Annotated in this window: 24 protein-coding genes; 15 read left to right on the top strand and 9 right to left on the bottom strand. The window is 71.3% G+C overall.

The genetic code is table 11. The features are described from left to right. The first annotated feature begins 200 nt into the window (after nt 1–200). On the top strand, nt 201–1,457 hold the full coding sequence (locus H305_RS0133740; protein ID WP_028804355.1) for a GNAT family N-acetyltransferase: 1,257 nt from the start codon (nt 201–203) through the stop codon (nt 1,455–1,457). Between the two features lie 204 nt (nt 1,458–1,661). On the opposite strand, the gene H305_RS0133745 is transcribed toward H305_RS0133740, so the two are convergent. Further along, nucleotides 1,662–1,847: a hypothetical protein gene (locus H305_RS0133745; protein WP_028804356.1), complete on the bottom strand. Its 186-nt coding sequence runs from the start codon at nt 1,845–1,847 to the stop codon at nt 1,662–1,664. Between the two features lie 216 nt (nt 1,848–2,063). Between H305_RS0133745 and H305_RS0133750 the strand changes: the two genes are divergently transcribed. Continuing rightward, a complete protein-coding gene (locus tag H305_RS0133750) occupies nt 2,064–2,972 on the top strand; it encodes a winged helix-turn-helix domain-containing protein (RefSeq protein ID WP_078629377.1) in 909 nt (302 codons plus the stop codon). 42 nt (nt 2,973–3,014) lie between these two features. Here H305_RS0133750 and H305_RS0133755 read toward each other — a convergent pair whose 3' ends face one another. After that, nucleotides 3,015–3,203 (bottom strand): hypothetical protein, encoded by a 189-nt coding sequence (locus H305_RS0133755; RefSeq protein ID WP_028804358.1) that lies wholly within the window; start codon nt 3,201–3,203, stop codon nt 3,015–3,017. A gap of 206 nt (nt 3,204–3,409) precedes the next feature. On the opposite strand from H305_RS0133755, the gene H305_RS0133760 reads away from it, so the two are divergent. Beyond that, nucleotides 3,410–4,288 (top strand): GntR family transcriptional regulator, encoded by an 879-nt coding sequence (locus tag H305_RS0133760; RefSeq protein WP_037766145.1) that lies wholly within the window; start codon nt 3,410–3,412, stop codon nt 4,286–4,288. Then, nucleotides 4,288–5,025: an HAD family hydrolase gene (locus H305_RS0133765; protein ID WP_234021348.1), complete on the top strand. Its 738-nt coding sequence runs from the start codon at nt 4,288–4,290 to the stop codon at nt 5,023–5,025. Before H305_RS0133760 ends, H305_RS0133765 begins: the two co-directional genes overlap by 1 nt. Before the next feature lie 67 nt (nt 5,026–5,092). Here the strand turns inward: H305_RS0133765 and H305_RS0133770 are convergent, their stop codons facing one another. After that, nucleotides 5,093–5,317 (bottom strand): hypothetical protein, encoded by a 225-nt coding sequence (locus H305_RS0133770; protein WP_158690612.1) that lies wholly within the window; start codon nt 5,315–5,317, stop codon nt 5,093–5,095. A 193-nt stretch (nt 5,318–5,510) separates the two neighbouring features. Here H305_RS0133770 and H305_RS0133775 point away from each other — a divergent pair, with 193 nt between their 5' ends. The 3 genes from H305_RS0133775 (at nt 5,511) to H305_RS0133785 (ending at nt 9,835) form a co-directional block, all read left to right on the top strand. Continuing rightward, the gene (locus tag H305_RS0133775) at nt 5,511–6,413 is read left to right on the top strand and encodes a winged helix-turn-helix domain-containing protein (protein ID WP_037766148.1); all 903 of its coding nucleotides are present in this window, start codon (nt 5,511–5,513) and stop codon (nt 6,411–6,413) included. 240 nt (nt 6,414–6,653) lie between these two features. Further along, on the top strand, nt 6,654–8,888 hold the full coding sequence (locus H305_RS47760) for an aminoglycoside phosphotransferase family protein (protein WP_051371232.1): 2,235 nt from the start codon (nt 6,654–6,656) through the stop codon (nt 8,886–8,888). 59 nt (nt 8,889–8,947) lie between these two features. After that, on the top strand, nt 8,948–9,835 hold the full coding sequence (locus H305_RS0133785) for a hypothetical protein (RefSeq protein WP_028804363.1): 888 nt from the start codon (nt 8,948–8,950) through the stop codon (nt 9,833–9,835). A 31-nt stretch (nt 9,836–9,866) separates the two neighbouring features. On the opposite strand, the gene H305_RS0133790 is transcribed toward H305_RS0133785, so the two are convergent. Further along, nucleotides 9,867–10,838 (bottom strand): zinc-binding dehydrogenase, encoded by a 972-nt coding sequence (locus tag H305_RS0133790; protein ID WP_028804364.1) that lies wholly within the window; start codon nt 10,836–10,838, stop codon nt 9,867–9,869. Between the two features lie 138 nt (nt 10,839–10,976). On the opposite strand from H305_RS0133790, the gene H305_RS0133795 reads away from it, so the two are divergent. Both H305_RS0133795 and H305_RS0133800 read left to right on the top strand, forming a co-directional pair. After that, complete coding sequence (locus H305_RS0133795) at nt 10,977–11,612, top strand: TetR/AcrR family transcriptional regulator (RefSeq protein ID WP_028804365.1); 636 nt, start codon at nt 10,977–10,979, stop codon at nt 11,610–11,612. 36 nt (nt 11,613–11,648) lie between these two features. After that, nucleotides 11,649–13,709 carry a HelD family protein gene (locus H305_RS0133800; protein ID WP_028804366.1) on the top strand — a complete coding sequence of 687 codons (2,061 nt, stop codon included), beginning with the start codon at nt 11,649–11,651 and terminating at the stop codon, nt 13,707–13,709. Between the two features lie 49 nt (nt 13,710–13,758). Here the strand turns inward: H305_RS0133800 and H305_RS0133805 are convergent, their stop codons facing one another. The 3 genes from H305_RS0133805 to H305_RS47765 all read right to left on the bottom strand — a co-directional run bounded on the left by H305_RS0133805 (nt 13,759) and on the right by H305_RS47765 (nt 16,676). Then, nucleotides 13,759–14,427: an SDR family NAD(P)-dependent oxidoreductase gene (locus tag H305_RS0133805; protein ID WP_028804367.1), complete on the bottom strand. Its 669-nt coding sequence runs from the start codon at nt 14,425–14,427 to the stop codon at nt 13,759–13,761. Next, the gene (locus H305_RS0133810; RefSeq protein ID WP_028804368.1) at nt 14,424–15,284 is read right to left on the bottom strand and encodes a nitroreductase/quinone reductase family protein; all 861 of its coding nucleotides are present in this window, start codon (nt 15,282–15,284) and stop codon (nt 14,424–14,426) included. Before H305_RS0133810 ends, H305_RS0133805 begins: the two co-directional genes overlap by 4 nt. A gap of 462 nt (nt 15,285–15,746) precedes the next feature. Further along, on the bottom strand, nt 15,747–16,676 hold the full coding sequence (locus H305_RS47765; protein ID WP_051371234.1) for a sigma-70 family RNA polymerase sigma factor: 930 nt from the start codon (nt 16,674–16,676) through the stop codon (nt 15,747–15,749). 106 nt (nt 16,677–16,782) lie between these two features. Here H305_RS47765 and H305_RS47770 point away from each other — a divergent pair, with 106 nt between their 5' ends. From H305_RS47770 to rox, 3 genes are all read left to right on the top strand, one after another. Then, nucleotides 16,783–17,628 carry an SDR family oxidoreductase gene (locus tag H305_RS47770; protein ID WP_051371236.1) on the top strand — a complete coding sequence of 282 codons (846 nt, stop codon included), beginning with the start codon at nt 16,783–16,785 and terminating at the stop codon, nt 17,626–17,628. Between the two features lie 7 nt (nt 17,629–17,635). Continuing rightward, nucleotides 17,636–18,178, top strand: coding sequence for a GNAT family N-acetyltransferase (locus tag H305_RS0133825; RefSeq protein ID WP_028804369.1), 543 nt, complete (start codon nt 17,636–17,638; stop codon nt 18,176–18,178). 273 nt (nt 18,179–18,451) lie between these two features. Next, the gene (gene rox, locus H305_RS0133830; protein ID WP_028804370.1) at nt 18,452–19,879 is read left to right on the top strand and encodes a rifampin monooxygenase; all 1,428 of its coding nucleotides are present in this window, start codon (nt 18,452–18,454) and stop codon (nt 19,877–19,879) included. 131 nt (nt 19,880–20,010) lie between these two features. On the opposite strand, the gene H305_RS55845 is transcribed toward rox, so the two are convergent. Then, nucleotides 20,011–20,142 (bottom strand): hypothetical protein, encoded by a 132-nt coding sequence (locus H305_RS55845; RefSeq protein ID WP_267880809.1) that lies wholly within the window; start codon nt 20,140–20,142, stop codon nt 20,011–20,013. Between the two features lie 138 nt (nt 20,143–20,280). Further along, nucleotides 20,281–21,501 (bottom strand): MFS transporter, encoded by a 1,221-nt coding sequence (locus tag H305_RS0133835; protein WP_028804371.1) that lies wholly within the window; start codon nt 21,499–21,501, stop codon nt 20,281–20,283. A 237-nt stretch (nt 21,502–21,738) separates the two neighbouring features. On the opposite strand from H305_RS0133835, the gene H305_RS0133840 reads away from it, so the two are divergent. The 3 genes from H305_RS0133840 to H305_RS0133850 all read left to right on the top strand — a co-directional run bounded on the left by H305_RS0133840 (nt 21,739) and on the right by H305_RS0133850 (nt 23,442). Then, nucleotides 21,739–22,251: a helix-turn-helix domain-containing protein gene (locus H305_RS0133840; RefSeq protein ID WP_028804372.1), complete on the top strand. Its 513-nt coding sequence runs from the start codon at nt 21,739–21,741 to the stop codon at nt 22,249–22,251. Nucleotides 22,252–22,357: 106 nt separating this feature from the next. Beyond that, nucleotides 22,358–22,951, top strand: a complete 594-nt coding sequence (locus H305_RS0133845; RefSeq protein ID WP_028804373.1) for a hypothetical protein — start codon at nt 22,358–22,360, stop codon at nt 22,949–22,951. A gap of 164 nt (nt 22,952–23,115) precedes the next feature. Then, nucleotides 23,116–23,442, top strand: coding sequence for a DUF2516 family protein (locus H305_RS0133850; RefSeq protein WP_373557557.1), 327 nt, complete (start codon nt 23,116–23,118; stop codon nt 23,440–23,442). Nucleotides 23,443–23,530: the final 88 nt, after the last annotated feature.

A 23,530-nucleotide genomic window follows, 5' to 3' on the forward strand; every position in this document is an offset into this window, starting at 1 on the left:
CACGGGCCGGATCGGGGAAGGCGGGCGTTTCCCGGGAGAACCGACCATGGGCCGGGAGAGGCCGCCGTTTCCCGGGAACCCGCCTTCGCGGCGCGTGCGGGCAGTTCCGGGCCCCGTCCCGGCGGCGGGCCCGGGGCGGCGGGGTGGAGCGGTGAAAAAACGCCGCGACACCCGCCGCGCCGTACACCTAGCGTGGCGTCATGAGCCCCCGCGACACCACAGACGTACGAGCGATCACCGAGGCCGAGACCGCGGACTGGATCCGCGCGCTGAACACGGGGTTCCTGCGGTCGCCGGCCGTGTCGGAGCGGGAGCTGGCGGACCGCAGCACCTACATCGTGCCCGAGCGCACCCTGGGCGCCTTCGACGGCGCCCGGTGCGTGGCGACGTTCCGGTCCTTCCCGCAGGAGCTCACCGTCGTCGGCGGTGCCGCCGTACCCGCGGACGCCATCTCGAACGTCACGGTCACCGCCACGCACCGCCGCCGCGGTCTGCTCAGCCGCATGATGGCGGCCGACCTGGCGGCGGCGAAGGAGCGGGGAGACGTCGTGGCGACCCTGATCGCGGCGGAGTACCCGATCTACGGCCGGTACGGGTTCGGTCCCGCCACCAGCACCGCCCAGTGGACCATCGACGTAGCGCGCACGGGCCTCGACCCCCGCTGGTCGGGCCCGGACGACGGCGGCCGCGTCGACCTGGTGGACGGAGAGGACGTCCGCGGGACCGGCCCCGAACTGCACGAGCGGCTTCGCCGCGCCCAGCCCGGCGCGGTCAGCCGTGACGATCGCTGGTGGCAGGCCAACACCGGCGCGCTCGTGCTGGACCGCTCGCCGTGGACCGAGCCGTTCTACGCGGTGTACCGCTCGGCCGAGGGCGAGGTCGAGGGCCTGGTCTCGTACGAGGCGGACGACAACTGGGGCGACGCCAAGCAGCCGTTGAACACCGCCGACGTGAACTGGCTCATCGCCGTCACCCCGCGGGCCGAGCGCGCCCTGTGGCGGTACCTCTGCTCGATCGACTGGATCGCCCGGGTCAAGACGGGCTGGCGGGCTCCCGACGACCTGCTGCCGCACTTCCTGCCCGATCCGCGCGCCGCGCGCATCACCACGCAGTCGGACTGGCTGTGGGTGCGCGTCCTGGACGTCGTACGGGCTCTGGAGGCCCGCACCTACGCGGGTTCGGGGACGCTGGTCCTGGAGGTCACGGACCGGGACGGGCTGTCGGCCGGCCGGTACGCGCTCGATGCGGGGCCGGACGGCGCGTCCTGCGCGCCGACCACGCGGGCCGCCGACCTCACGCTGGACGTGGGCGAACTGGCGACCCTGTGGCTGGGCGACGAGTCGGCGGTGCGGCTCGCCGCGCTGGGACGGGTGCGGGAAGAACGAGAGGGCGCCGCCTCCGTTGCCGACGCCCTGCTCCGCACGTCCAGGCGACCGTGGTGCCCGGACCTGTTCTGAGCTGATTCCGTACCTTCGTACCTCCTTTGTGGCCGGGGCCGTGGGGCCGGTGTCCGACGACGGTGATCCGTAGCGATTCAGTTGTGGTCGTGCCGGGCGGTGCCCTGTCGTGCCGGGCGGTGCCCGTGGTGCGGACTGACCGAGCTCCCGGCTCCCCTCCGGAAGGGAGCCCGGTCAGCCGGACTGCCGGACGGTGGGCGTCCGTCAGCCGGACTGAGCGAGCAGCATCACGAGGATCACGGCCCCGATGCCGCTGATCGCGGTGTTCTTGGCCTTGAGCCCGATGGACAGTGCGACGAACGCGATGATGCCCATCGGCCCGTACTTCCACTGGACGAGCTGCTCGAATCCGATGGCGAGGGCGGCGACGGCGAGGGCGATGAACGGCATGACGATCCCTCCTTCGGGACGGAGCGGGCGGGACCCCGCTGAGGACCGTCCGTCCGGCCCACCTGGCTGACAGGTGCGACTCCGACGGCCAACCCCCCGGAAGTTTGACCATGTTGCTCAAGTTGGCGACCAACTCACTCTTACTTATCTCCGCGTTGGGTCGACTCATAACCACCTATCCAGTAACTGCCCAAAGATGGCGGGAAGTTGTAGTGTTTGGTCGTGGACCCGGAACATGCCCCCGTCAATGGGCGGAACAGGTCACCACGGCCACACGTGTCACACCATGAGGTGGCCGACGAGCTGCGCAGGCGGATCAGGTCCGGTCAGCTGCGAGCAGGCCAGCGCATGCCCACTCAGGCCAAGCTGGCCGACGAGTTCGGCGTGGAGCGCGCGGCCGTGCGTCAGGCCCTGCGCATCCTTCAGTCCGAGCGGCTGCTCGTGAACATGTCCAAAGGGAGCCCGGCGACCGTCGCCGACCAGCCGGAGAAGGCCCTGACCGGCCCCGAGGCCAGACCGCAGCCCACCACGGTGGCGCTCGGCGCGCGGATCACGGCGGCCTTCGCCGCCCCTCACGTGGAGATAGACGCGCTGTGCCTGACGTCGATCTCGCTGACCCTCGCCATGGGCGAGCCGTTGCGTCAGATCCACGCCGGGCGTATCAAACCGGCCAAGGTGGACGTCAGGGTGCTGCTCCCGAGCAGCGACATCGACCTGGCCTTTCCGGCCCCCGTCGACGCCTCGTCCGACGGCCGGCTCCAGCGCAACTGGCTGGCCAACCGCAACGCCCAGGGCCAGGTGCTGCGGCACAACCTGCTCGCCCTCCGCTCGACGCACGGCATCGACGTCAACGTCACCTTCCGCGCGCTCCCTTTCACGCCGCCCGTGAAGCTGTACCTGCTCAACGGCGCCGAGGCCCTCTTCGCGTACTACACCCTCGTCAAGCGTGAAGAGGAGATCGACCATGTACATCTGGAGATGTACGACGTCCAGGGCACCCAGTCCATGCTCTTCCCGTTCACCCAGGGCGCCGGGCTGCGGGACACCACGTTCGTCGAGCAGTCCCACCTGTGGTTCAACGCACTGTGGGAGACCATCAGCTCGGAGCTGGTGCTCACGAGCTGAGGTCTCCCGGGCAAAGGCCGTCGGGCCGGCGGTCCTCGCAGCTCACAGGGCGGGGCCGGCGACCATCAGGGCGAGCACGACGGCCCCGATGGAACTGCACGCGGGGCTCTTCGCCTTGAGTCCGATGGTGAGCAGCAGCAGTCCCACGATGCCCATGGGGCCGTACTGCCACTGGACGAGCTGTTCGAAGCCGACGACGAAGACGGCGGAGAGGAGGGCGATGGCGGGCATGGTGGTTCCTCCTGCTTCAGGTCCTTCTTTCACGGAAGACCGGTGCGTGGCCGGTGGGGGCGGCGGGAGCACGGCCGGGAGGGGAGGCAAAACTTCCGCCAATTTGGCCGAGTTGGCTACCAACTATGTATAGGTTGTCCCCAGTTGGTCGATATCCATAAACAACTCCAGAACAACTCCCGGTAGATGGACGCAAGTTGTAACGTTTGGTCGTGACCCAGGAGAACGTGGCAGTGAACGGCAGCAGAAAGATCTCGCCCCAGGAGATCGCCGACGTGCTGCGCGAGCGCATCCGCGCCGGAGACCTCAAGGCGGGCGACCGCCTGCCCACTCAGGCGGAGTTGGCGGAGGAGTTCGGTGTCGAGCGCGGCACCGTCCGCCAGGCCCTCCGCGCGCTCCAGGAGGACGGACTCCTCAGCAACGTCAGCAAGGGCAGCCCGCCGCGGATCGCCGAGGTCCCCCCGGTGCGGGACGAACCGCAGCCGACGATGGTGGGCCTCGCGCCGCGTCTGACCGACGCGTTCTCCGTGCCCCACGTCCGCATCGACGCCGCCTGCCTCACGGCGGAGACCCTGATGCTGGCCCTCGGCGATCCGGTCCGCCAGATCCACGAGGGCAGGGTCCGTCCGGCGTCGATCGACGTACGGATCCTGCTGCCGTCACGGGACATCAACCTGGCCTTCCCGGTCCCCGTCGAGGCCCAGGGCGAGGACGACCCCGTCCACAAGCGCTGGCTGGACCAGCGCAACGCCCAGGTCGTCGTCCTGCGCCACAACCTCCAGTCCCTGCGCTCCTCGCACGGCATCGATGTCAGGGTGGCCTTCCGCGCCCTGCCCTTCACCCCACCGGTGAAGCTCTACCTGCTCAACGAGACCGAGGCGCTCTTCGCGTACTACATGGTCACCAAGCGGGAGGAGGCCGTGGACAGCGGCATCCTGGAGATGTACGACGCCCTCGGCTCCGCGTCCCTTCTCTTCTCCTTCGAGAAGCGGGCCGGCCAGCGGGACGCCGCCTTCGTGGAGCAATCCCAGAAGTGGTTCGACGCCCTCTGGGAAACCATCACCACGGACCTGACACTCTCCTAGTGACTTCTGATACGGCGCAGACTGAATCGGTGGCAACAGAGACAGAGAACCTACGGGAAGTGATCACCCGCGCCCGCTATGTCCTCTTCGATTTCGACGGTCCCATCTGCCGGCTGTTCGCGGGCCATTCCGCGGAGGACGTGGCGAAGGACCTCGTGGAGTGGCTGGAGCAGCACGGGCTGCTCGGGCTGCTGACCGAGGACGAGCGTGTCCACCCCGACCCGATGGCTGTCCTGTACGCGGTCAACCGGCGGGACCCACGCAGCGACCTGGTGGCGGAGCTGGAGGAGCGGCTCACCTACCAGGAGCTCCAGGCGGTGCCCTCCGCCTGGCCCACCGCCTTCGCGGACCCGCTGATACGCACCTGGAGCGCGGTCGGTGTCCGGCTGGCGATCGCGACCAACAACTCCCCCCGCACGGCGGCCGGCTACCTCGCGAGCCGGGGGCTCACCGAGTGTTTCGCGCCCAACATCTACGGGCGTACGCGCGACCTGCACCGCCTCAAGCCCGATCCGCACTGTCTCAACCGTGCCCTGAACGCCCTGGGCGCCGCCCCGTCGGCGGCCCTCATGATCGGCGACGCCCCCTCGGACCTCGTCGCCGCCCGGCAGGCCGGCGTTCCGTTTCTCGGCTACGCGCGTAACGAGGACAAGGGGAAGCTGCTGCGGGACGCGGGAGCGGAGCATGTGGTGGATTCGCTGGAGCCGGTGCTGCGGCTGGTACGCGACCAGGGCTGAGCGCTCGGCGCCGGATCGGACCCGACAGCCCGTTGCCGGGATCGGCCCTGACGGTCCCTCGCCGGGATCAGGCCTGAAGGCTCAGCGCCAGCAGACAGACGAGGAGCCCGAGCGCCCACCAGCCCGGGTGTTCCTGGAGCGTCCGCCTGATCGCCTTGAGCGAGAGCCGTACGAGCACGGGCGCGAGGGCCAGCAGGAGCAGTCCCAGGCCACCGATCGCGCCGAGCCGTGTCTGTACCACCTGCCCCATCTCGAATTGAATGATCGTCCCCACCAGTTGAAAGAAGACCACGTCCCCCACCCCGTCCGCTTCAGAGAACCAAGCAACTAGCCGCCCAATTGGACTGATTTAATTGAAAGTGGTATGCCCTGCCTGACTGATCGCTTAACGGGCAGGCGTCTGCCGGATATGCCGACCGGCACATCCGGCCGCCAATGTGACTGAAAGCGGTTTGCCCGAGGACGGAGAGCGGTACGGTCGCGTTGTGGGCGAAGGGCGCGGCGACGGAGGCGGCACGGAGTTCGACCGTGTCCTCGGAGAGCTGCGCACCCGGATAGCCGACGGCAGGTATCCGCTCGACTCCCAGCTCCCGCCGCAGCGCGAACTCGCCGAGATGTTCGATGTGTCGAGGGACACCGTGCAACGGGTGATACGGGAGCTCAACAGCGAAGGGTGGATCAGGTCCCGCCAGGGCAGCGGCACGCGCGTCGTGAAGAGGCCGACGCACGCGGGTACGTCGAGCCAGGAGCCGCCGAGGGTGCGTGCGGCGCTCGGCGCCTTCATCGCCCGGGCCTTCGCTCAACCGGTAGTCCAATTGGACGTGTTCACCCTCACCTCGGAGTCGCTGGACGCACACATCCGTCTCCAGGCCGAGCGCATCCGCCTCGGTGAGATCCGGCCCGAGCGCATCGAACTGCGCTTGCTGCTGCCCGCGGAGTCGGTCGACCTCCCCTATCCCCGGGCGCGGGTGACGGGCGTGGGGGAGGAGCTCCAGGGGCAAGGTCGGCCGAACCGGTTGCAGGAGCGGCTCCGGGGCATCACAAGACGGCACACGACCTCGCTGCGCGTCGCGCTGCTCGACCTCCAGGCGGAGGGGCTCGTCCCGTCCGCCGACGCGGTGATCCGCTATGTGCCGCTGGTCCCGACGTACAAGCTGTATCTGAGGCCCGGGGCCGAAGCGCTGTTCGGCCCCTACGAGGTGGTGGAGCGTCCCATCCTGCTGGACGACGGCACGGAGGTCGACGCCCTCGACGTCCTCGGTCTGGGCTCGACGCTGACCCGCCACGTCAATGACGAGGGCGATCCCGACTCACCGGGGTCCGTCTTCATGGAGAGCATGCAGGGCTGGTTCGACTCCTGCTGGAACCTCCTCGCCGAGACGACCTGACCCGACCTGACACACCGTGGGGCGATCCGACCCGCGCGAGTGCGGGTCGGCACACCCTGAAACGCAACCGGAACGAGACCGACTTCGAACGGCGTGAGGCTCTCGGGTGGTATCTCTCTCAGGCCGGTATCGAATGCAGTCGTCCGGGCGTCCGTAAACCCCGTCGAGCACTAAGGTGTGCTCACCTCTCTCGCGGCGCATGAACATCAATGGCGACGCACAGTTATTCAGGAGTGACCCGTGGGCGTTCCGCCGTTGCCTCTCAGGCCCGCCCCGGCAAGGGTGGCGGACGCCAAGTACGACGCCTTCGTGCGCTACGCCCGGGCCATGGGGTCGTTCGGCCGGGGGCACCACAACCTGAACTACATGGTGCGCCCGCTGTCCGAAGGCCATTCCGCTCTGGAGGAGTGCGAGGACGGGGCGGCGGTCACCGTGCGGGAGCCGATCCCCTCCGCCCTGCCTGTCGTCATCAGGACCTGGCAGGACGAGGCGGAGGTCCTCGACAGGATCCGCCGTTTCCTGCCGCACGTGCCGCGCTGCCTGGTCAAGCGCGGTGACATGACCATCCTCAGCTATGTGGAGGGTGTGCCGCTCTCCAGCATCTGCCCGAACGGCAAGCCGGTCGACGCCGACCTTATCGCCGCGCTGGCGGGACTGTTCGCCGACATGACGCAGGTGCGCCGACAGCACCTGCCGGAGCTGCCGCTGTCCTGGCCCCGCTCCAGCAGGAACAGCGGGGCCTTCCTGCTGGCTCTGGCACATGCGGCGGAGGAGCAGATCCGGCAGCGCAACTGGAAGGAATTCGGCGGCCTGTTCGCGATGCTGGGCATCCCGGACGACGCGCTGGTGCGGTTCGCGGAGCGGGTGCCCGCGCTGATCAGACGGCCCTTCAGCCTGCTCCACACGGACCTCCATCGGGACAACGTGATCGTCTCGTATCGCGGAGACCCTCCGCTCATCTGCGTCGACTGGGAGCTGGCGTCCTTCGGGGACCCGCTGCACGACCTCGCCACCCACCTCGTGCGAATGCAGTACCCCGACTACCAGTGGCCCGAGGTGATCGAGGCATGGCGTGAGGCCATGGGAAGTCGGCGCAGCAACGCCGTCGACGGCCTCGACCGGGACCTGAAGCACTATCTGGCCTTCGAACGGGCGCAGTCGGTCTATCCGGACGTGATGCGGGCCGCCACCCTGCTCGGCGACACCTTCGACCAGCGGGACCTGGACGCGGCGACGGGTGAGGTGCACCGGGCGCTGGTTGCCGCCGAGGAACCGCTGCGCCTCAAGAAGGTGCCGGACGAGGGGGAGATCGAACGCATCCTCTTCCGGTGGAACGAGTCCAACGGGGTCAAGGCCGGCCGTGAGAGGTCCGTCTTCCAGATCGTCTGGGAGCCCGACCCGCGGGTACCGGAGCATCCCGACTTCTCTGCGACGGCGGTGAACAACGCGCTGTTCGAGGAGGGCGCGGCCTCCGCGGACCGCGTGTTCAAGGGGACGGCCCATCTGAACACGGCGGTCCGCGTCCCCGGAGTCCCGTTCCCGGTCATGGTCCGGCGGAAGGTGGGCTCGGCCAACCCCAGGGAACGCCGGTTCCTCGACGAGCACGCGGTCCTGAGGGCCATCGAGCGGTCCGGGCAGCCGGTGCGTGCTCCGCGCGTGCTCGCTCTCGGCACCAGCGGTCTGAAAGAACCATTCACCATCCACTCGTACGAAGGATCGGCGGACGACTTCGGACCACCGGTCCATCCCGAGAACGGGCTCCTGCCGCACGAGGCGGACGATCTGGTGGACCAGCTCGCCGCACTGACCCGGATCGACTGCACCGAACTGGACCCCTCCATGCGGGGGCAGGAATTCTACTGGGAGCTCCAGTACGAGATGGTGCGCCTGGTGGATGACCTGCCCAGGGCCACCAAGGAGGTGGCGCGCGAGCTGGGACTGCCCAGCAGCTACCGACTGATGCAGATCCTGGAACGCCACACCGTGGTTCCCCGCCGTTCGGTGCTGCTGCACGGCGACCTCAACCCGTGGAACCTGGTGCGCCGGGACGACGGAGGCCTGACGCTCATCGACTGGGAGATGGCGATGAGCGGCGACCCGCTGTACGACCTGGTGCGCCACATGCACCTCACCCCTACCCGCCCCGAGATCCGCGAGCGCCTGTTCTCCCGTTGGTACCGGTCGCTGCCGGAGGACTGCACGAAGGGCTGGAACCAGGACTGGCGCGTGTACCGGTGGATGGAGGTCGTCCGGTCGGCGTACGTGGACCTGGACCGTCTCTTGACCGGCGACAGCCTGGAGGCCCCCAACGTCCGCCGCGCCGTGGACGCCTACGCGATGACCCTGGCCGCGGCCACGGCCGCGCTGGGCCTGCCGAAGAAGTGGAAGGTGCCGGCGAACCCCTACCTTGCCCGTGCGTTGATGTCCCGCGACGATGGAGACCTACGGACAGTTGAGGTCCCCGCGGACGTCTGATGGGCCCGTCGGGCCGAACGGTGCCGCAGGGCCCTTCGGAACGGGAGGAGGCCCGGCGCATGTCCGGAACGGGGGGCAGGGCGGCCGACGGTGGTGTGGGCGCGCACCTGAGACGGTTTCAGGAGCGCTATGAGCCGGTCTTCACGCGGATGCTGCTGTTGGCGATCTTCGTGATCGGTCTGACGGCGCAGTTCGTGAAGCCCGTGGGAGACGCCCTGGAGGACAAGGCGTTCCTCGGTGGCGCCTTGCTCAGCCTGGTCGGCTACGTCCTGTACGACACGGTCAAAGACCTCTCCGCGACGCTCCGCAGGCCTCCGCGCGTTCAGGTCGAGTCGCGTGAACTGGGAATCTTCGTCAACGACGCCTTCAGGGCGCGCGAGGTGGAGATCACCTTCCTCGGCTACACGGGTGAGACGCTCTGCAACGAGATGTTCCACCGGCTGGAGAAGCTTTTGGAGGACCCCGGGCCGACCAGGCACGTCTCCGTCAGGGTGCTGATCCCGGACTTCGGGCAGGAGATGACCGTTCCGGCGCGGGTGGGCGAGGACGACGCGCCGGTGGACGACCCCGACTTCCGCAGACGCATCGAGTCGAAGTGCAAGGAGTACGACGAGACGCTGTCGGGCATCGCGGAGCGTCTGAACGGCCTGCGCCGGGTCAGCGCCGAGTGCGAGTACCGGGTCTACCCCGGCATACCGCGGGACAAGATCTGCATCTTCAACCGGGAAGTCGTGCTGCACGGCCTCTACAACGTGGCGGCCCGCACCATGCTGCGGAGCGCGGGCCCCGAGTTCTACGACCCCAAGGGCTACCGCACCGACCTCAGCGTCTGGTCCCGGGGCGCCGGTGACGACGCCAAAGCGGTGGTCGCCACGTGGAACAAGCATCTCGACGACCTGTGGAAGCTGTCGTTCGCGCCGGGCTGGCGGCGCGGGCCGGGAGGCTGAACCCCGCCACCGCCCCGGTCCGCCCCCGTCGTCACACCTTCAGCAGCGCCTTCCCCACCAGCCGCCGGTCCTCGATGGCCGCGTGCGCCTCGGCCGCGCGGTCCAGCGGGAACACCTCGCCGACGACCGGGTGGAGACGCCCCGCCGCGGCTTCCTCCAGGGCGGTGGCGGTGAAGCGGCGCAGTTCGGCGGGGGAGAACTGGACGTCCGCGATGCCGAAGAGGGTGATGCCGCGGCGGGCGGCCTCGGCCGCGTCGACGGGGGAGAAGGCGCCCGTCGGGGCGCCGTGGGCGGAGAAGCGGCCTCCGTCGGCGGTCAGCGGGAAGGCGGCGACGCCGAGTGGTCCGCCGACGCCGTCGAGGACGACGTCCGCGGCGGGCTCCGGGCCGCCGAGGGCCTCACGTGCGGCGGCCGCCCAGTCCGCACGCGTCGCGTCGACCACCGCGTCCGCCCCCAACTCCCGTACCAGGGCCAGCTTCGCGGCGCCCCGGGCCACCGCGACCACGCGGGCTTCACGAGCCTGGGCCAGCTGGATCAGGAGCGTGCCCATGCCTCCGGACGCGCCGAGGACGAGGACCCGGTCGACGGCGCTGACGGCGGTCCGTTCGAGGAGGCCGGAGGCGGTGACGCCGTCGTGGACCAGGGCCGCGGCCCGGAGCAGGTCCAAGGAGTCCGGTACGACCGTCAGGGCGGAGACCGGGGCGACGGCCCGTTCCGCGTAGCTGCCCCGCACGAAGGACACCACCCGGCGGCCCAGCCACTCGTCCGGCACGTCCGCTCCGAGGGCGGCGACGACCCCGGAGACGCCGCCCCCGGGCACGTACGGGGGTGTCACCGGGAAGAACTCGCGGCCCCAGCCCGCCCGTATCTGGGTCTCCACGAAGATCGTGTCCGCGTAGGCGACGTCGATCAGGACCTCGCCGGGCGCGGGCGCCGGGTCCGGCAGATCCACGGGGGCGAGCACCTCGGGCCCGCCGAACGTCTTCACCTGAGCTGCTCGCATCGGTCACTCCTCAGCAGGATCTTCCGTCGGGCCGACTCGGGACGAGCCGTCGATCACTGCCCGCAGTCTTCGACCTCGAGTCCGGTTGAGGTCAAGCGCCGTCCCTGGGCGGCCCCGGTGGTGCGTACGCTCTTGACCATGGGTGAGACCGGACTGCGCGAGCGCAAGAGGCAGCGGATGTACGAGGACGTCTCCGAGATCGCGATCGGAATGTTCCTGGAGAAGGGGTTCGACGCCGTCTCGGTGGCCGAGGTGGCGGCAGCCGCCGAGATCTCCAAGCCGACCCTCTTCCGGTACTTCCCGTCCAAGGAGGACCTGGTGCTGTACCGGTTCGCCGACCACGAGACGGAGGCGGCGCAGGTGGTCGCCGGACGCCCGGAGGGGCAGTCCGTGATCGGCGCGCTGCGTGCGCACTTCCTGGACGGGCTCGGCCGGCTGGATCCCGTCACCGGGCTCAACGACCATCCCGCCGTTCTCGCCTACCTCCGGCTGCTCTACGGCACGCCGTCGCTGGTGGCGCGGCTGTACGAGTACCTGGAGCGGTCCGAAGGGGCGCTCGCCGAGGCCCTGGGCGGCGGCCTCGACGCGCGGCTGGCGGCCGGGCAGATCACCGCGGTGCGGCGCATCCTCGCGCTGGAGAACTGGCGGCGGATCGCGGGCGGGGAGACGGCGGCGCGGGTGCGGGGGGATGCCGTGGCCGCCGCCGAGCGGGCGTTCGCGCGGCTGGCGGCAGGGCTGCCCGAGCTGGCCCAGCCTGAACAACCAGGTAAATAATTTAACTCGGTAACGTATTCCGCTATCCTGGGTGGAATGACGCCACCCGACCCTGCCTCCGCACAGCCCGGCGCCCTGCCCCTCCGCGGCTCCCTCGACCGCGAGCGCGCCTACCACGACACCTGCCGCGCCGCCCTCGCCGCCATGGTCGAGGGCGCGCAGGAGCAGGTCTTCACCGGCGAGGACGTCTCCGCCTCCGGAGCCGACGCCGAAGTGCTCGGGTACCGACTGCGCAGCCGGGCGAAGGAGATGCGCGAACTGCCCCACGGGCCGCTGTTCTTCGGCAAGCTGGACTTCGAGCACACCGGCGCGCAGGCCGGCGAACACGCCGGGCAGAGCTACCACATCGGGCGCCTGCGGATCACCGAGCACCCCGCCTCCCCACCCCTCGTCGTCGACTGGCGCGCGCCCGTCTCCCGCGCCTTCTACCAGGCGGGCGCCCACGACCCGCAGGGCGTCGCGGTCCGGCGCCGCTTCGGCTGGGCCCCCGGCGGCCGGGGCGACTCCACCGACCTCACGGGGCTGGAGGACGAGCACATCGGAGCGGGGCAGACGCGCGACAGCCGGATCCTCACGGGCGAGATCGAGCGTCCCCGCATCGGCCCCATGCGCGACATCGCCGCCACCATCCAGCCCGACCAGGACGATCTCGTACGCGGTGACCTCACGGACTCGGTCTGTGTGCAGGGCGCCCCCGGCACCGGCAAGACGGCCGTCGGACTGCACCGGGCCGCGTACCTGCTCTACACGCATCCGCAGCGCATCCGCCGTGGCGGACTGCTCATCCTCGGCCCCAACCGCACCTTCCTCTCGTACATCTCGGAGGTGCTGCCCGCGCTCGGTGAGACGGGGGTGCGGCAGTCGACCCTCGGGGACGAGATCGCCCGGCACCCGGTGACCGGCCGGGACGACGAGCGTGCCGCGGTCGTCAAGCACGACGCACGGATGGCCCGAGTGCTGCACCGGGCCCTGTACGGCGCCGTCGGCGGGCCCGCCGAGTCGCTGGCGGTGCCCGACGGCTCGTACCGTTGGCGCGTCCCGGCCGGCGCGCTCCGGCGCATCGTGGACGACGTACGGGCCGAGGAACCGCCGTACGCCGTCGGCCGTGAGCGCGTGCGGACACGGGTCGTGCGTCACGTACGGGAACAGGCCGAGCGGCGCTCAGGACCGCAGACCAGCGCGTGGGCACAGAAGATCGCGCGGGCCCGGCCGGTCACCGCCCACGTCGACGCGGTGTGGCCCCGGCAGCGCCCCGAGGAGGTGCTCACCCGGATCCTCGCCGACGCGGAAGCGCTGGCGGAGGCGGCCGACGGGATCCTCGACGCCGACGAACAGAAGGCGGTCCTGTGGACGAAGCCACCGCGCTCCCACAGGTCCGCATGCTGGTCCGCCGCCGACCTCGTCCTGCTCGACGAGATCGCCGGACTCGTGGAACACCCCGAGGGATACGGCCATGTCGTCATCGACGAGGCGCAGGACCTGTCGCCCATGGAGTGCCGGGCCATCGCGCGGCGGGCCGCGTTCGGATCGCTGACCGTGCTCGGGGACCTCGCCCAGGGCACCACGCCCTGGGCGGCGCGCGACTGGAATGACCTCCTCGCCCATCTGGGGAAGCCGGGTGCCGCCGTCGTCCCGCTGACGACAGGCTTCCGGGTGCCGGGCGCCGTCGTCGAGATCGCCAACCGGCTGCTGGGCAGGCTCGACGTGGCGGTGCCGCCCGCCCGGGCCCTGCGCCGCGACGGCGCGGTGACGATCCGGCCCGTGTCCGACGTGCTGCCCGCGACCGTCGACGCGGTGCGCGCAGCGCTCGCGCAGGAGGGCTCCGTCGGGGTCATCGCCGCGGACAAGGACGCCGGACGGGTGCGGGAGGCGCTGAACGCCGCGGGCATCGAGGCGTCGGGCCCCGACGAACTGGGCGCACGCGTCGCGGTGGTGCCGGCCGGCCTCGCCAAGGGACTCGAGTACGACCATGTCGTGGCCGTCGAACCGGCAGCCGTCGCGGAGGCCGAGGCCCGCGGGCTGCACCGGCTGTACGTGGTGCTGACCCGGGCCGTGTCACGGCTGGACGTCGTCCACGCGCGGCCCCTGCCCTGGTGAGCCCGCCGCCGGCGAGCGGCGGCCACCGGGGAGGGGCGGCCGGTTCAGCTCACCAGGGCAGGGGGCGGCCGTCGCGGAAGAAGCCGCCGGTCGGGCCGTCGTCGGGGAGGGTGGCCGCCCAGACGACGCTCGCGGCGCCCTCCTCGACGGGACGCCCGCCCGGGCCGCCCATGTCGGTGGCCACCCAGCCCGGGCAGACGGCGTTCACCAGCACGCCGTCGCCGCGCAGTTCGGCGGCGAGCATGCGGGTGAGGGCGTTGAGGGCCGCCTTGGAGGCGGAGTAGGCGGGCGTGCCCCCGCCCATGCCGGCGAGGGACGCGGCCTCGCTGGACACGTTCACGATCCGCGGGTGCGCGCTCGCGCGGAGCAGGGGGAGCAGCGCCTGGGTCAGCCGCCAGGGACCGTAGAGATTCGTCTCGGCGGCCTCCCGTACGACGTCGAGGTCGGCGGTGGTCGCACGCTGCCAGGTGTCGTACGTGATCGCCGCGTTGTTGACGAGGACGTCCAGGGCGTCGAGGTCCCGGGCGAGGGCGGTGATGTCGGCCCCGGAGGTGACGTCGAGGCGCAGGGGGCGGGCGTCCGGGCCGACGGCCCGTGCCGCCTCGGCGGCGGCCTCGGCCGAACGGGCGGTCACGAGGACGGTGTGCCCGGCGGCGGCGAGCTGCCGGGCGACCTCGCGCCCGATCCCGCGGTTGGCGCCGGTGACGAGTGCGATCACCGCGGCGCCCCCGGTGCGGCCGGTGCGGCCAGGAGGGGAATCAAGTGCTCCTCCTCGTAGGTCAGATGGGCTTCCAGTGCGGTGGTGAGGCGTTCCACGTCGGAGCGTACGCGGCCGGGCCCCGTGCCGGGCGCAGCGACGACCCGGCGCAGCTCTTCGAGGAGCTCCGCGATCCTCTCGTGCTCCCGGCGCAGCCGGTCCAGGACGGGGGCGAGCCGCGGATGGCGCTCGCCGAGCATCGGGAAGATGCCGAGGCCCTCACCGGTGTGGTGGTTGTGCAGCCCCTGGCAGAGGGTGAGGCAGTTGACGCGCAGCTGGGCGCCCAGCGCCGCCCCCTGCCGGGTCACCTCCTCCCGGATCAGGGCGAGTTCGCGCCGGAAGGCGTCGTGGACCACCTTCAGCCCCTCGGCCATGGAGCCCGCGTTCATCTGCCGGGGACCGTCCTTCGGGATCGCGCGGAGGGCGACGACGGGAATCACCCGGTCGGTCTTCGCCTGGTACTCCGCCCACCCCGGGTCCGCCTCCACCGCGCGCGCGAAGACACGGTCGCGTTCCGGGCGTTCGAGCACGTGGGCCATTGCCTCGTAGACGAAGACGCCGTCCTCGACGGTGACGTGGGGGTGCGCGAGGAGATTGCGGTACCAATCCGGGTGGCGTGGCGCGCCGCCGGCCGAGGCGATGACGAGGACCTGCTCCCCCCCGTCGGGGGAGTAGCCGAGGGGGGGCGTGTGCGGGGCGCCCGTCCGGACGCCGGTGGTCGTCAGCAGCAGCAGCCGGGCCTTCTCGAAAGGGCCGCCGACCCGTCCGCCGCCTGCCCGGAATTCCTCGACGATCCGCTGGTTGAACTCGTTTGGCATTCTTTTCCCACTCCCTTTTTCAAGCAGGTCGAATTGCCGCGTGGCGCATTCGGGCACGCGGTGGTGGAAATGCGTGTGAAGGCGCGCGCCGAAGGGGACGGAGTCCTGCGCAGGGGCGCGCGTGGAAGACGTACGGAAGGGCCGTACGGAGACACGAGGGTCCGGAGACGCCCTGTGAAGACACGGTCCGGCAGCGTCGTACGGGGATGCCGCCGCAGGCGGGGCGTACGCGGACGGCGTACGGAAAAGAGGGGGGAGGGCGGGGCCCTACCCCGCCCCGGCCTCACTCGGAGGCCGGGCAACCAACTCGCTCACGGCACAAGGCCGACCCGGCAGTCATGGGAGCACATTAAAGGAACGTGCCGCGCCGGCGCAATGCCGTATTTCCGCACCGGTGCATTCCGGTCGGGCAAGCACGGCTTTCCCGGGAGCGGTATTTCCGCGCGTCAGCTCCTCCCGGCATCACGAGGTCTTCTCCCGCGCCGTGGGGTCTTCCGGATGCGCCGGGTCCCACGGAACCGCGACCGCGACCTCGCGCAGCCGGTCCGGGTCGGCGACGACGCGGATCGCGGTGACGCGACCGTCGTCGGCGAAGTCGAAGGCGAGGACCAGGGCGAGGCGGCCGAAGGGAGCCATCGCCAGTCCGACCGAGCCGTCGAGGAGCGCGACGCCGGTGAAGCGGGCGCGGCCGGTGGCGGCCATCGCGCCCTCGGCGACGGGGACGGCACCGCTGACGACGACCGGTCCGGGCGTCGGGATGACGGACGCGTCGGCGTGCAGGACCACGTCCGGGTGGAGCAGGGCGACCAGGGCGTCGAAGTTCCCGCCGCGGGTGGCGGCCAGGAAGGCGTCGACGACCCGCCGACGGCGCGTCAGATCGGTGTCCGGCAGGGGCGAGACCCCTTTCACCCGGCGCCGGGCGCGACTGGCGAGCTGCCGTACCGCGGCGGGGGACTTCTCCAGCATCGGGCCGATCTCGTCGAAGGGCACGGCGAACATGTCGTGCAGCACGAAGGCGAGCCGCTCGGCCGGGGAGAGCGTGTCCAGGACCACGAGCATCGCGACGCCGACCGAGTCGGCGAGCGCGGCCTCCTCCTCGGGGTCGCCGCCGTCCTCGGGCGGGACCGGCGCGTCGACCACCCGGAGGTCGAGGGGCTCCTCGCGCCGCGCCTTACGGGTGCGGAGCATGTTGAGGCACACCCGCGTCACGATCGTGGTCAGCCAGCCGGCCGGGTTCCCCACGCCGTCGGCGCCGGCGCGGTCGGCCCGCAACCAGGTCTCCTGGACGGCGTCCTCCGCCTCGCTCACCGACCCGAGCATCCGGTACGCGACGGCCCGCAGATGCGTCCGGTGCTCTTCGAACCACTCGGCCGGCCATGCGCTCTCGCCCACCGTGTCACATTCCCTTCGCGCGGAGTGTCAGCGAAGTAGAACACCGAAAACCCGCTGAGGGCACCGGAATTCGATCGTCCCGGCCCTCATGGAACAAGGAGTGGCAATGGCTCTCGACACGTCGATCACCCTGGTCACGGGCGGCACCGGCACGCTCGGACGGCTCGTCGTCCCGCTGCTGTGCGAGGCGGGGCGCGAGGTGCGGGTGCTCAGCCGGAACGGCCGGCCCACCGGCGGGGCGGGAGGTGCGGACGCCGACGGCGTCGACCACGTGGCCGTGGACCTGCTCGACGGCGAGGGGATCGGGACGGCGCTGGAAGGGGTCGGCACCGTCGTGCACCTCGCGGGCGGTCCCAAGGGCGACGACATCGCGACCCGCAACCTGGTCCGGGCCGCGCGGTCCGCGGACGTAGGGCACTTCGTCCTCATCTCGGTCATCGGCGCGGACCGGGTGCCGCTGGCCTGGCTCAGGTCGAAACTGGCCGCCGAACGGGCGGTGGCCGAGTCGGGGCTGCCGTGGACGACTCTGCGGGCGGCCCAGTTCCACGAACTGACCCTGAAGACGGTGCGGGCGATGGCGAAGTCGCCCGTGTTCCCGGTGCCGGGCGGGCTGCGCCTCCAGCCGGTCGACGCACGTGACGTGGCGGCCCGCATCGCGGAACTCGCCCTGGGCGGACCGTCGGGGCTGGTGCCCGACCTCGCGGGACCCGAGGTGTACGGCCTCGGCGACCTGGCCCGCGGATACCTGAAGGCGTCCGGGAAGCGCCGTCCGACGATGCCGGTCCGTATACCCGGCAAGGCGGGCCGCGCCTACCGGGCGGGCGACAACCTCACGCTCGACGGGGCGGACACCGGGAAGCGGACGTGGGAGGACTTCCTGGCGGAGCACGTCGGCCGGGACGGTTCTCCGGCCTCGCGGACGGCTCAGGGCCCCGGCCGCCGGTCCATATGATCACCCCATGATCGAAGGCACGTTGGTACGACTGCGGGCGCTGAGCGCCGAGGACCTGGACGCACACGTGCGCTGGCGGAACGACCCGGAGGTCGTGCACTGGGCCACCGGCGGCAATCCGCAGTTCGGCCCCGTCACACGGGAGGCCCTGGCGTCCTTCCACGAGGTCCGGCTCCGCGACGACCCGCGTTCCGAGAACACCTTCACCGTGGAGGACCTGGCCGACGGCCGTGCGATCGGCATGGCCGACTACCGCGATCTCAACCCGTTCACCGGCCGGGCGACGGTCGGCATCACCATCGGCGAACGGGACCGCTGGGGCCGCGGCCACGGCTCCGAGGCGCTGCGCCTGCTGCTGGGCCACCTCTTCGGCGCCTGCCGTCTGCGCCGCGTCGACCTGGAGACCTGGAGCGGCAACGAGCGCGCCATCCGTGCCTTCCGCGCGGCCGGTTTCGTCGAGGAGGGCCGCCGCAGGGCCGCCGTACGCGTGGGCGACACCTGGCACGACGAGGTGCTGTTCGGACTCCTGAAGGAGGAGTGGACGGCGTAACCGCCCGGCGAGGCCGCCCGCCGGGCGCGGCCCGGGAGACAGGGGCGGGCCCGGGGCGGGAACGGTTCCCCGGGTGAGCACGTGCCCCGGGGACGGGTACCCGCCGGGGACGGGAAGGGGCCCGGAGACGACAAAGGGCAAGGAGTACCTGCTCCTTGCCACTCTCAACGTATAGCGCACAGGGGGCCTTGCGGCAAGGCCCGGTCCGTGCCGCACAATCGTCCGCCGAGGCCAGGACCTGCACCTGCGCCATCTCGTTGAACGGGCGTGCTGATGATGGACGTGATCGTGGTCGGCGGCGGACCGACCGGCCTGATGCTGGCCGGCGAGTTGCGGCTGCACGGCGTGAACGTGGTCGTGCTGGAGAAGCTGACCGAGCCGACCAAGGAGACCCGCGGGCGCGGTCTGCACGCGCGCAGCGTCGAGGTGATGGATCAGCGCGGCCTGCTGGACCGGTTCCTCGCGGTCAGCGACACGTTCCAGGTCGGCGGACTCTTCGGCGGCATCGTCAAGCCCTGGCCGGACCGGCTGGACACGGCGCACCCGTACGGACTCTCCACCCTCCAGCCGGCCACCGAGCGCCTGCTCCGCGAGCGTGCCCTCGAACTCGGTGCCGAGATCAGGCGCGGCTGCGAAGTGGTCGGGCTGAGCCAGGACGAGGACGGGGTGACCGTCGAGGCGGCGGACGGCACGCGGCTGCGTTCGCGCTACCTCGTCGGCTGCGACGGCGGCCGCAGCGTGGTCCGCAGGCTGATCGGCGTCGGTTTCCCCGGTGTGCCCGCCACGGTCGAGACGCTGCTGGGCGACATGGAGATGACCGAGGACCCGGCGAGGGTCGAGGCCGTCGTCGCGGAGGTCCGCAAGACCCAGCTGCGGTTCGGCACCATCGCCAACGACGACGGCACGTACCGCGTCGTCGTCCCCGCCGCGGGCGTGTCCGAGGGGCGGGCGACCGCGCCGACCTTCGACGAGTTCAAGCGGCAGATGCGGGCCGTCGCGGGCACCGACTTCGGCGTGCACTCGCCGCGCTGGCTGTCCCGGTTCGGGGATGCCACCCGGCAGGCCGAGCGCTACCGGGTCGGCCGGGTGCTGCTGGCCGGCGACGCTGCGCACATCCACCCGCCGACCGGCGGGCAGGGGCTCAACCTCGGCGTGCAGGACGCGTTCAACCTCGGCTGGAAGCTGGCCGCCGAGGTGGACGGCTGGGCGCCGGAGGGGCTGCTGGACAGCTACCACGCCGAACGCCATCCGGTGGGTGCCGCCGTGCTGGACAACACCCGCGCGCAGATCACGCTGCTGGGGACCGATCCGGGTGCGACCGCCCTGCGGGAGCTGTTCTCGAAGCTGATGGACTTCGAGGAGGTGAACGCGTACGTGACCGGCCTGATCACCGCGGTCGGGGTCCGCTACGACTTCGGCGAGGGTCACGAACTGCTCGGCCGGCGGCTGCGGGACGTGAAGCTGACGCAGGGGCGTCTCTACGAGCTGATGCACGGCGGCCGGGGACTGCTGCTCGATCGGACCGGACGGCTCTCGGTCGCGGGCTGGGAGGACCGGGTCGACCATGTCGTCGACGCAGGCGAGGAGTTGGACGTGCCCGCGGTGCTGCTCCGGCCGGACGGCCATGTGGCGTGGGTCGGTGAGGACCAGCAGGATCTGCTCGGCCGTCTGCCGAAGTGGTTCGGCGCCGCCGCCGGCTGAGAAGGCCGAGGGGGGCAGCGCCGACGCGGAGTCGGAGTACGCGGACGGGGCGGCGCACGCCGACGCGGAGTCGGAGTACGCCGCCCTCGGGCGGTGCGGGCCGCGACAGGCGGCCCGCGCGGTCGCCGCGGTTACTTCGGATCGCGGTCGAAGACCGCCTTCGACCAGAAGTAGCCGGGTGCGCACAGGGCCAGGCACCAGCCCTGGCGCTGGATGGCGCCACATGATGCCGAGCGGCACCATGTGACGCCATCCGATGTCATGCGGTTCCGCCCGAAGGTCACACGGCGCCACCCAGTGCCACTCAGCGCCATGCGGTGCCATGTGGTGCCACCACCGCTGATCCGTACGGACCGGGCGCGCCAAGGTCCGTGGTCGCCCCATCCGCCGGAGAGCCCCGGCTAGTCCGTGGCGGCCGGTTCCGACGGGACGCCCGGACCCGCACCGGGGACGGCCGGCTGTCGTTCCTCGTGCCGGCCCAGGGCCGCGAGGGTCAGGGACACGGCGACCGATCCGGCCGCCATCAGCGTCATCGCCGTGGCCGGGGAGGTCAGTTGGGCCAGTGTGCCCGCGAGGGCGGCGCCGGCGCCCTGGAGGGCGGCCATGCCGGTGGCGTGCAGGCCGAGGGCCTGGCCCGCGAGGTCGTCAGGGGTGAGGGACATCAGGCGCTCCTGCAGGACCAGGCTCGCGGCGAAGCCGACGGAGGCGACGGTGCAGGCCACGGCCGACAGCGCCACTCCCGGCCGCAGGACGAAGAACAGGTAGGGAGCCGCGAGCAGCAGGCGCAGCGGGGTCGCGAGCCGCGGGCGCACCGCGGGCGGGACCAGGCGGCCCACCGCCATGTCGCCCACGAACATGCCCAGCGCCCCGCACGCGTACAGCGTGCCGGCGGCCGAGGGTGCGTAGGAGACGTAGAGCGAATCGCTGCCGACCACCAGGCCGTTGGGGACCCACAGGCCCAGGTATGTGAGGCGGCGGGGGCGTGAGGACCACAGGAGGACGTTGGTGCGCCAGGTCGCCGACAGGGAGGGGCGGCCAAAGGCGCGCGGCGGGCGGGCGGAGAGGCCCAGGCGGGTGACGACGGCCGACGCCAGATACAGCGCCGCCGCGAGGAGCAGACAGGTCCGTGGGGACAGGAGCGCCAGCAGTGCGCCGCCCGTCGCGAAACCGCTCACCTGCGTGAGGCCCCAGAGCATGTTGAAGACCGAACGGCCCAGGACGTAGCCGTCCTTGGGCAGGATCTCGTTCAGCAGCCCCCCGCGGACACCGCCGCCCAGCGACGCGACCAGGCCCTGCAGGAGTACGACGGCGAGGAGCGCCCCGACCGACAGGCCGGGCAGCGCCAGCACCGCCGTGCCGGCCGCGAAGGCGAGGGCGAGACCGGACAGGATCGCGCGCGGGGGCAGGCGGTCGGCACCCGAGAGCAGGAACGTGCCCCCCACGAGCTGTGCCAGCTGCGGGCCGAACATGCTCACCGCCGAAAGGAGCGGAGAGCCGGTGGCCCGGAAGACCAGCGTGCCGAGGGCCAGCGCACCGACCGTCTGGGCCGCGGCGAAAGCGGCGAAGGAGAGCAGGAACGGTCTGAACTCCGGTACGCGGAACAGGGTTCGGTAGCTGCGCATGCGACAGAGTCTCGGAGTGGCCCGGGGTCTTGTTCACTGTTTCGCCGAGATGCGAAAGGTCGTGGGCATGGGCCTGTGGCAGATCGACACCGTCCAGCCGCCGCGGCCCCGCCTGGCTGCTCAGTGTGTAGGCCGCACAGTCGTATCGCGGTGTGACGAGGTGGTCGCCGCATGACATGGCGCACTTTTGCAAGCGGGTGCTTGCAATTGTTAGCGAGAGTGCGGCAAGGTGGAGGCATGGCATCGCTCAACGTCGGCAATCTTGGTGAGTACCTGCGGGAACAGCGGCGCAGCGCGCAGCTGTCGCTGCGGCAGCTCGCCGACGCCGCCGGAGTGTCCAATCCGTACCTGAGCCAGATCGAGCGCGGGCTGCGCAAGCCGAGCGCGGAGGTGTTGCAGCAGGTCGCCAAGGCGCTGCGGATCTCCGCCGAGACGCTCTACGTGCGGGCCGGCATCCTCGACGCCGAGCGGGACCGGGACGAGGTGGAGACGCGCGCCGTCATCCTCGCCGATCCCACGCTGAACGAGCGGCAGAAGCAGGTGCTGCTCCAGATCTACGAGTCCTTCCGCAAGGAGAACGGATTCGAGATCGCCCGGCCGGACGAGGACGCGCAGAGCCCCGAGATGCCCGGTGCCCATCTGCACGACGGCACCGGCATACCCGCAGCTCAGGACAGACCGGACAACGCAGCCCGCGGCCCCCGCACGGCCGACGGCAGCGGTGCCGATCCGCAGCAGACCGCCAGTTGATCCGCAGATGAGCAGCACGAGCACCGCCGGAACGACCGTATGCGGGCCGGTCTTGCCGCGGACAACCAAAACCCTCAGCCGAACGCCACACGGGAGGACCATCGTCATGGCCATCACCGACGACATCCGCAAGGCCGCCACCGACCCGACCCCGCTCTACTTCCTCGCCGGCACGGCCGACCTGGCCGTGGAGCAGGCCCGGAAGGTGCCGGGCATCGTGGAGCAGCTCCGTGCCGAGGCCCCGGCACGCATCGAGACCGTCCGCAACATCGATCCGAACGCCGTCCAGGAGAAGGCCGCCGCCCGCGCCAAGGAGGCGCAGGAGACGATCCAGACCCGGGTCACGGATTTCATCAGCACCCTCGACACCGACCTGAAGAAGCTCGGTGAGTCCGCCCAGGACCTCGCCCTGCGCGGTGTCGGCGTCGCCGCCGAGTACGCCGTCAAGGCCCGGGAGACCTACGAGAAGGTCGCCGAGCGCGGCGAGCAGACCGTGAAGACCTGGCGCGGCGAGGTCGCCGACGAGATCGAGGACCTCGCGGTGGCCGTCGAGCCGAAGGCCGAACCGGTCGAGGTCAAGGACGAGGGCAGGACCGTCACGGTCGTGGCCGAGCCCGCCGAGGCCAAGAAGCCCGCGGCGAAGAAGGCCCCGGCGGCCCGCAAGGCCACGGCGAAGAAGACCACCCCGCCCGCGAAGTAGGCGGCTGTCCGCCGTTCGGCGGTCACCAGCGCACGAGGTGCCGGCCCGCTCGGGCCGGCACGTCGCGATGTGGGCACGGGCCGGGCACTCTCGGAGTTCCCGGCCCGTTCTCCGGGTACGGTGGCCGTAGAGACGACTCGACCCGGGCGGTGGGCATAGTGCTGATGACGGCATTCGGCGGCTTCATGTGGCTGATCTTCACTGCCATGCTGGTGCTCGCCGTGGTGGCGCTGGTGATGGCCGCGGTCGCCCGTGAGGACGCGTATCGCGCCGCCGACAAGCAGAACAAGATGTTCTGGCTGATCATCCTCGGCGTCACGGTCGCCGTGAACCTTCTGGTGCCGATGCTGTTCCTGCAGATCGCGGGTCTGATCGCGACCATCGTCTTCTTCGTGGACGTACGCCCCGCGCTGCGCCAGGTCTCCGGCGGCGGCCGCCGCGGCGGAAGCAGCAGCGACGGCCCCTACGGCCCGTACAACGGCGGCCGGTGACCCTGCCGACCGGATGAGCGGCGGCCGGTGACTCCGCCGCAGCCGTGTCCCACCGCCCCCGCACGGCACAGGTGCGCGTGCCGCGGAC

This window comes from Streptomyces sp. 142MFCol3.1, assembly GCF_000424945.1.
Classification (GTDB): Bacteria; Actinomycetota; Actinomycetes; order Streptomycetales; family Streptomycetaceae; genus Streptomyces; species Streptomyces siamensis.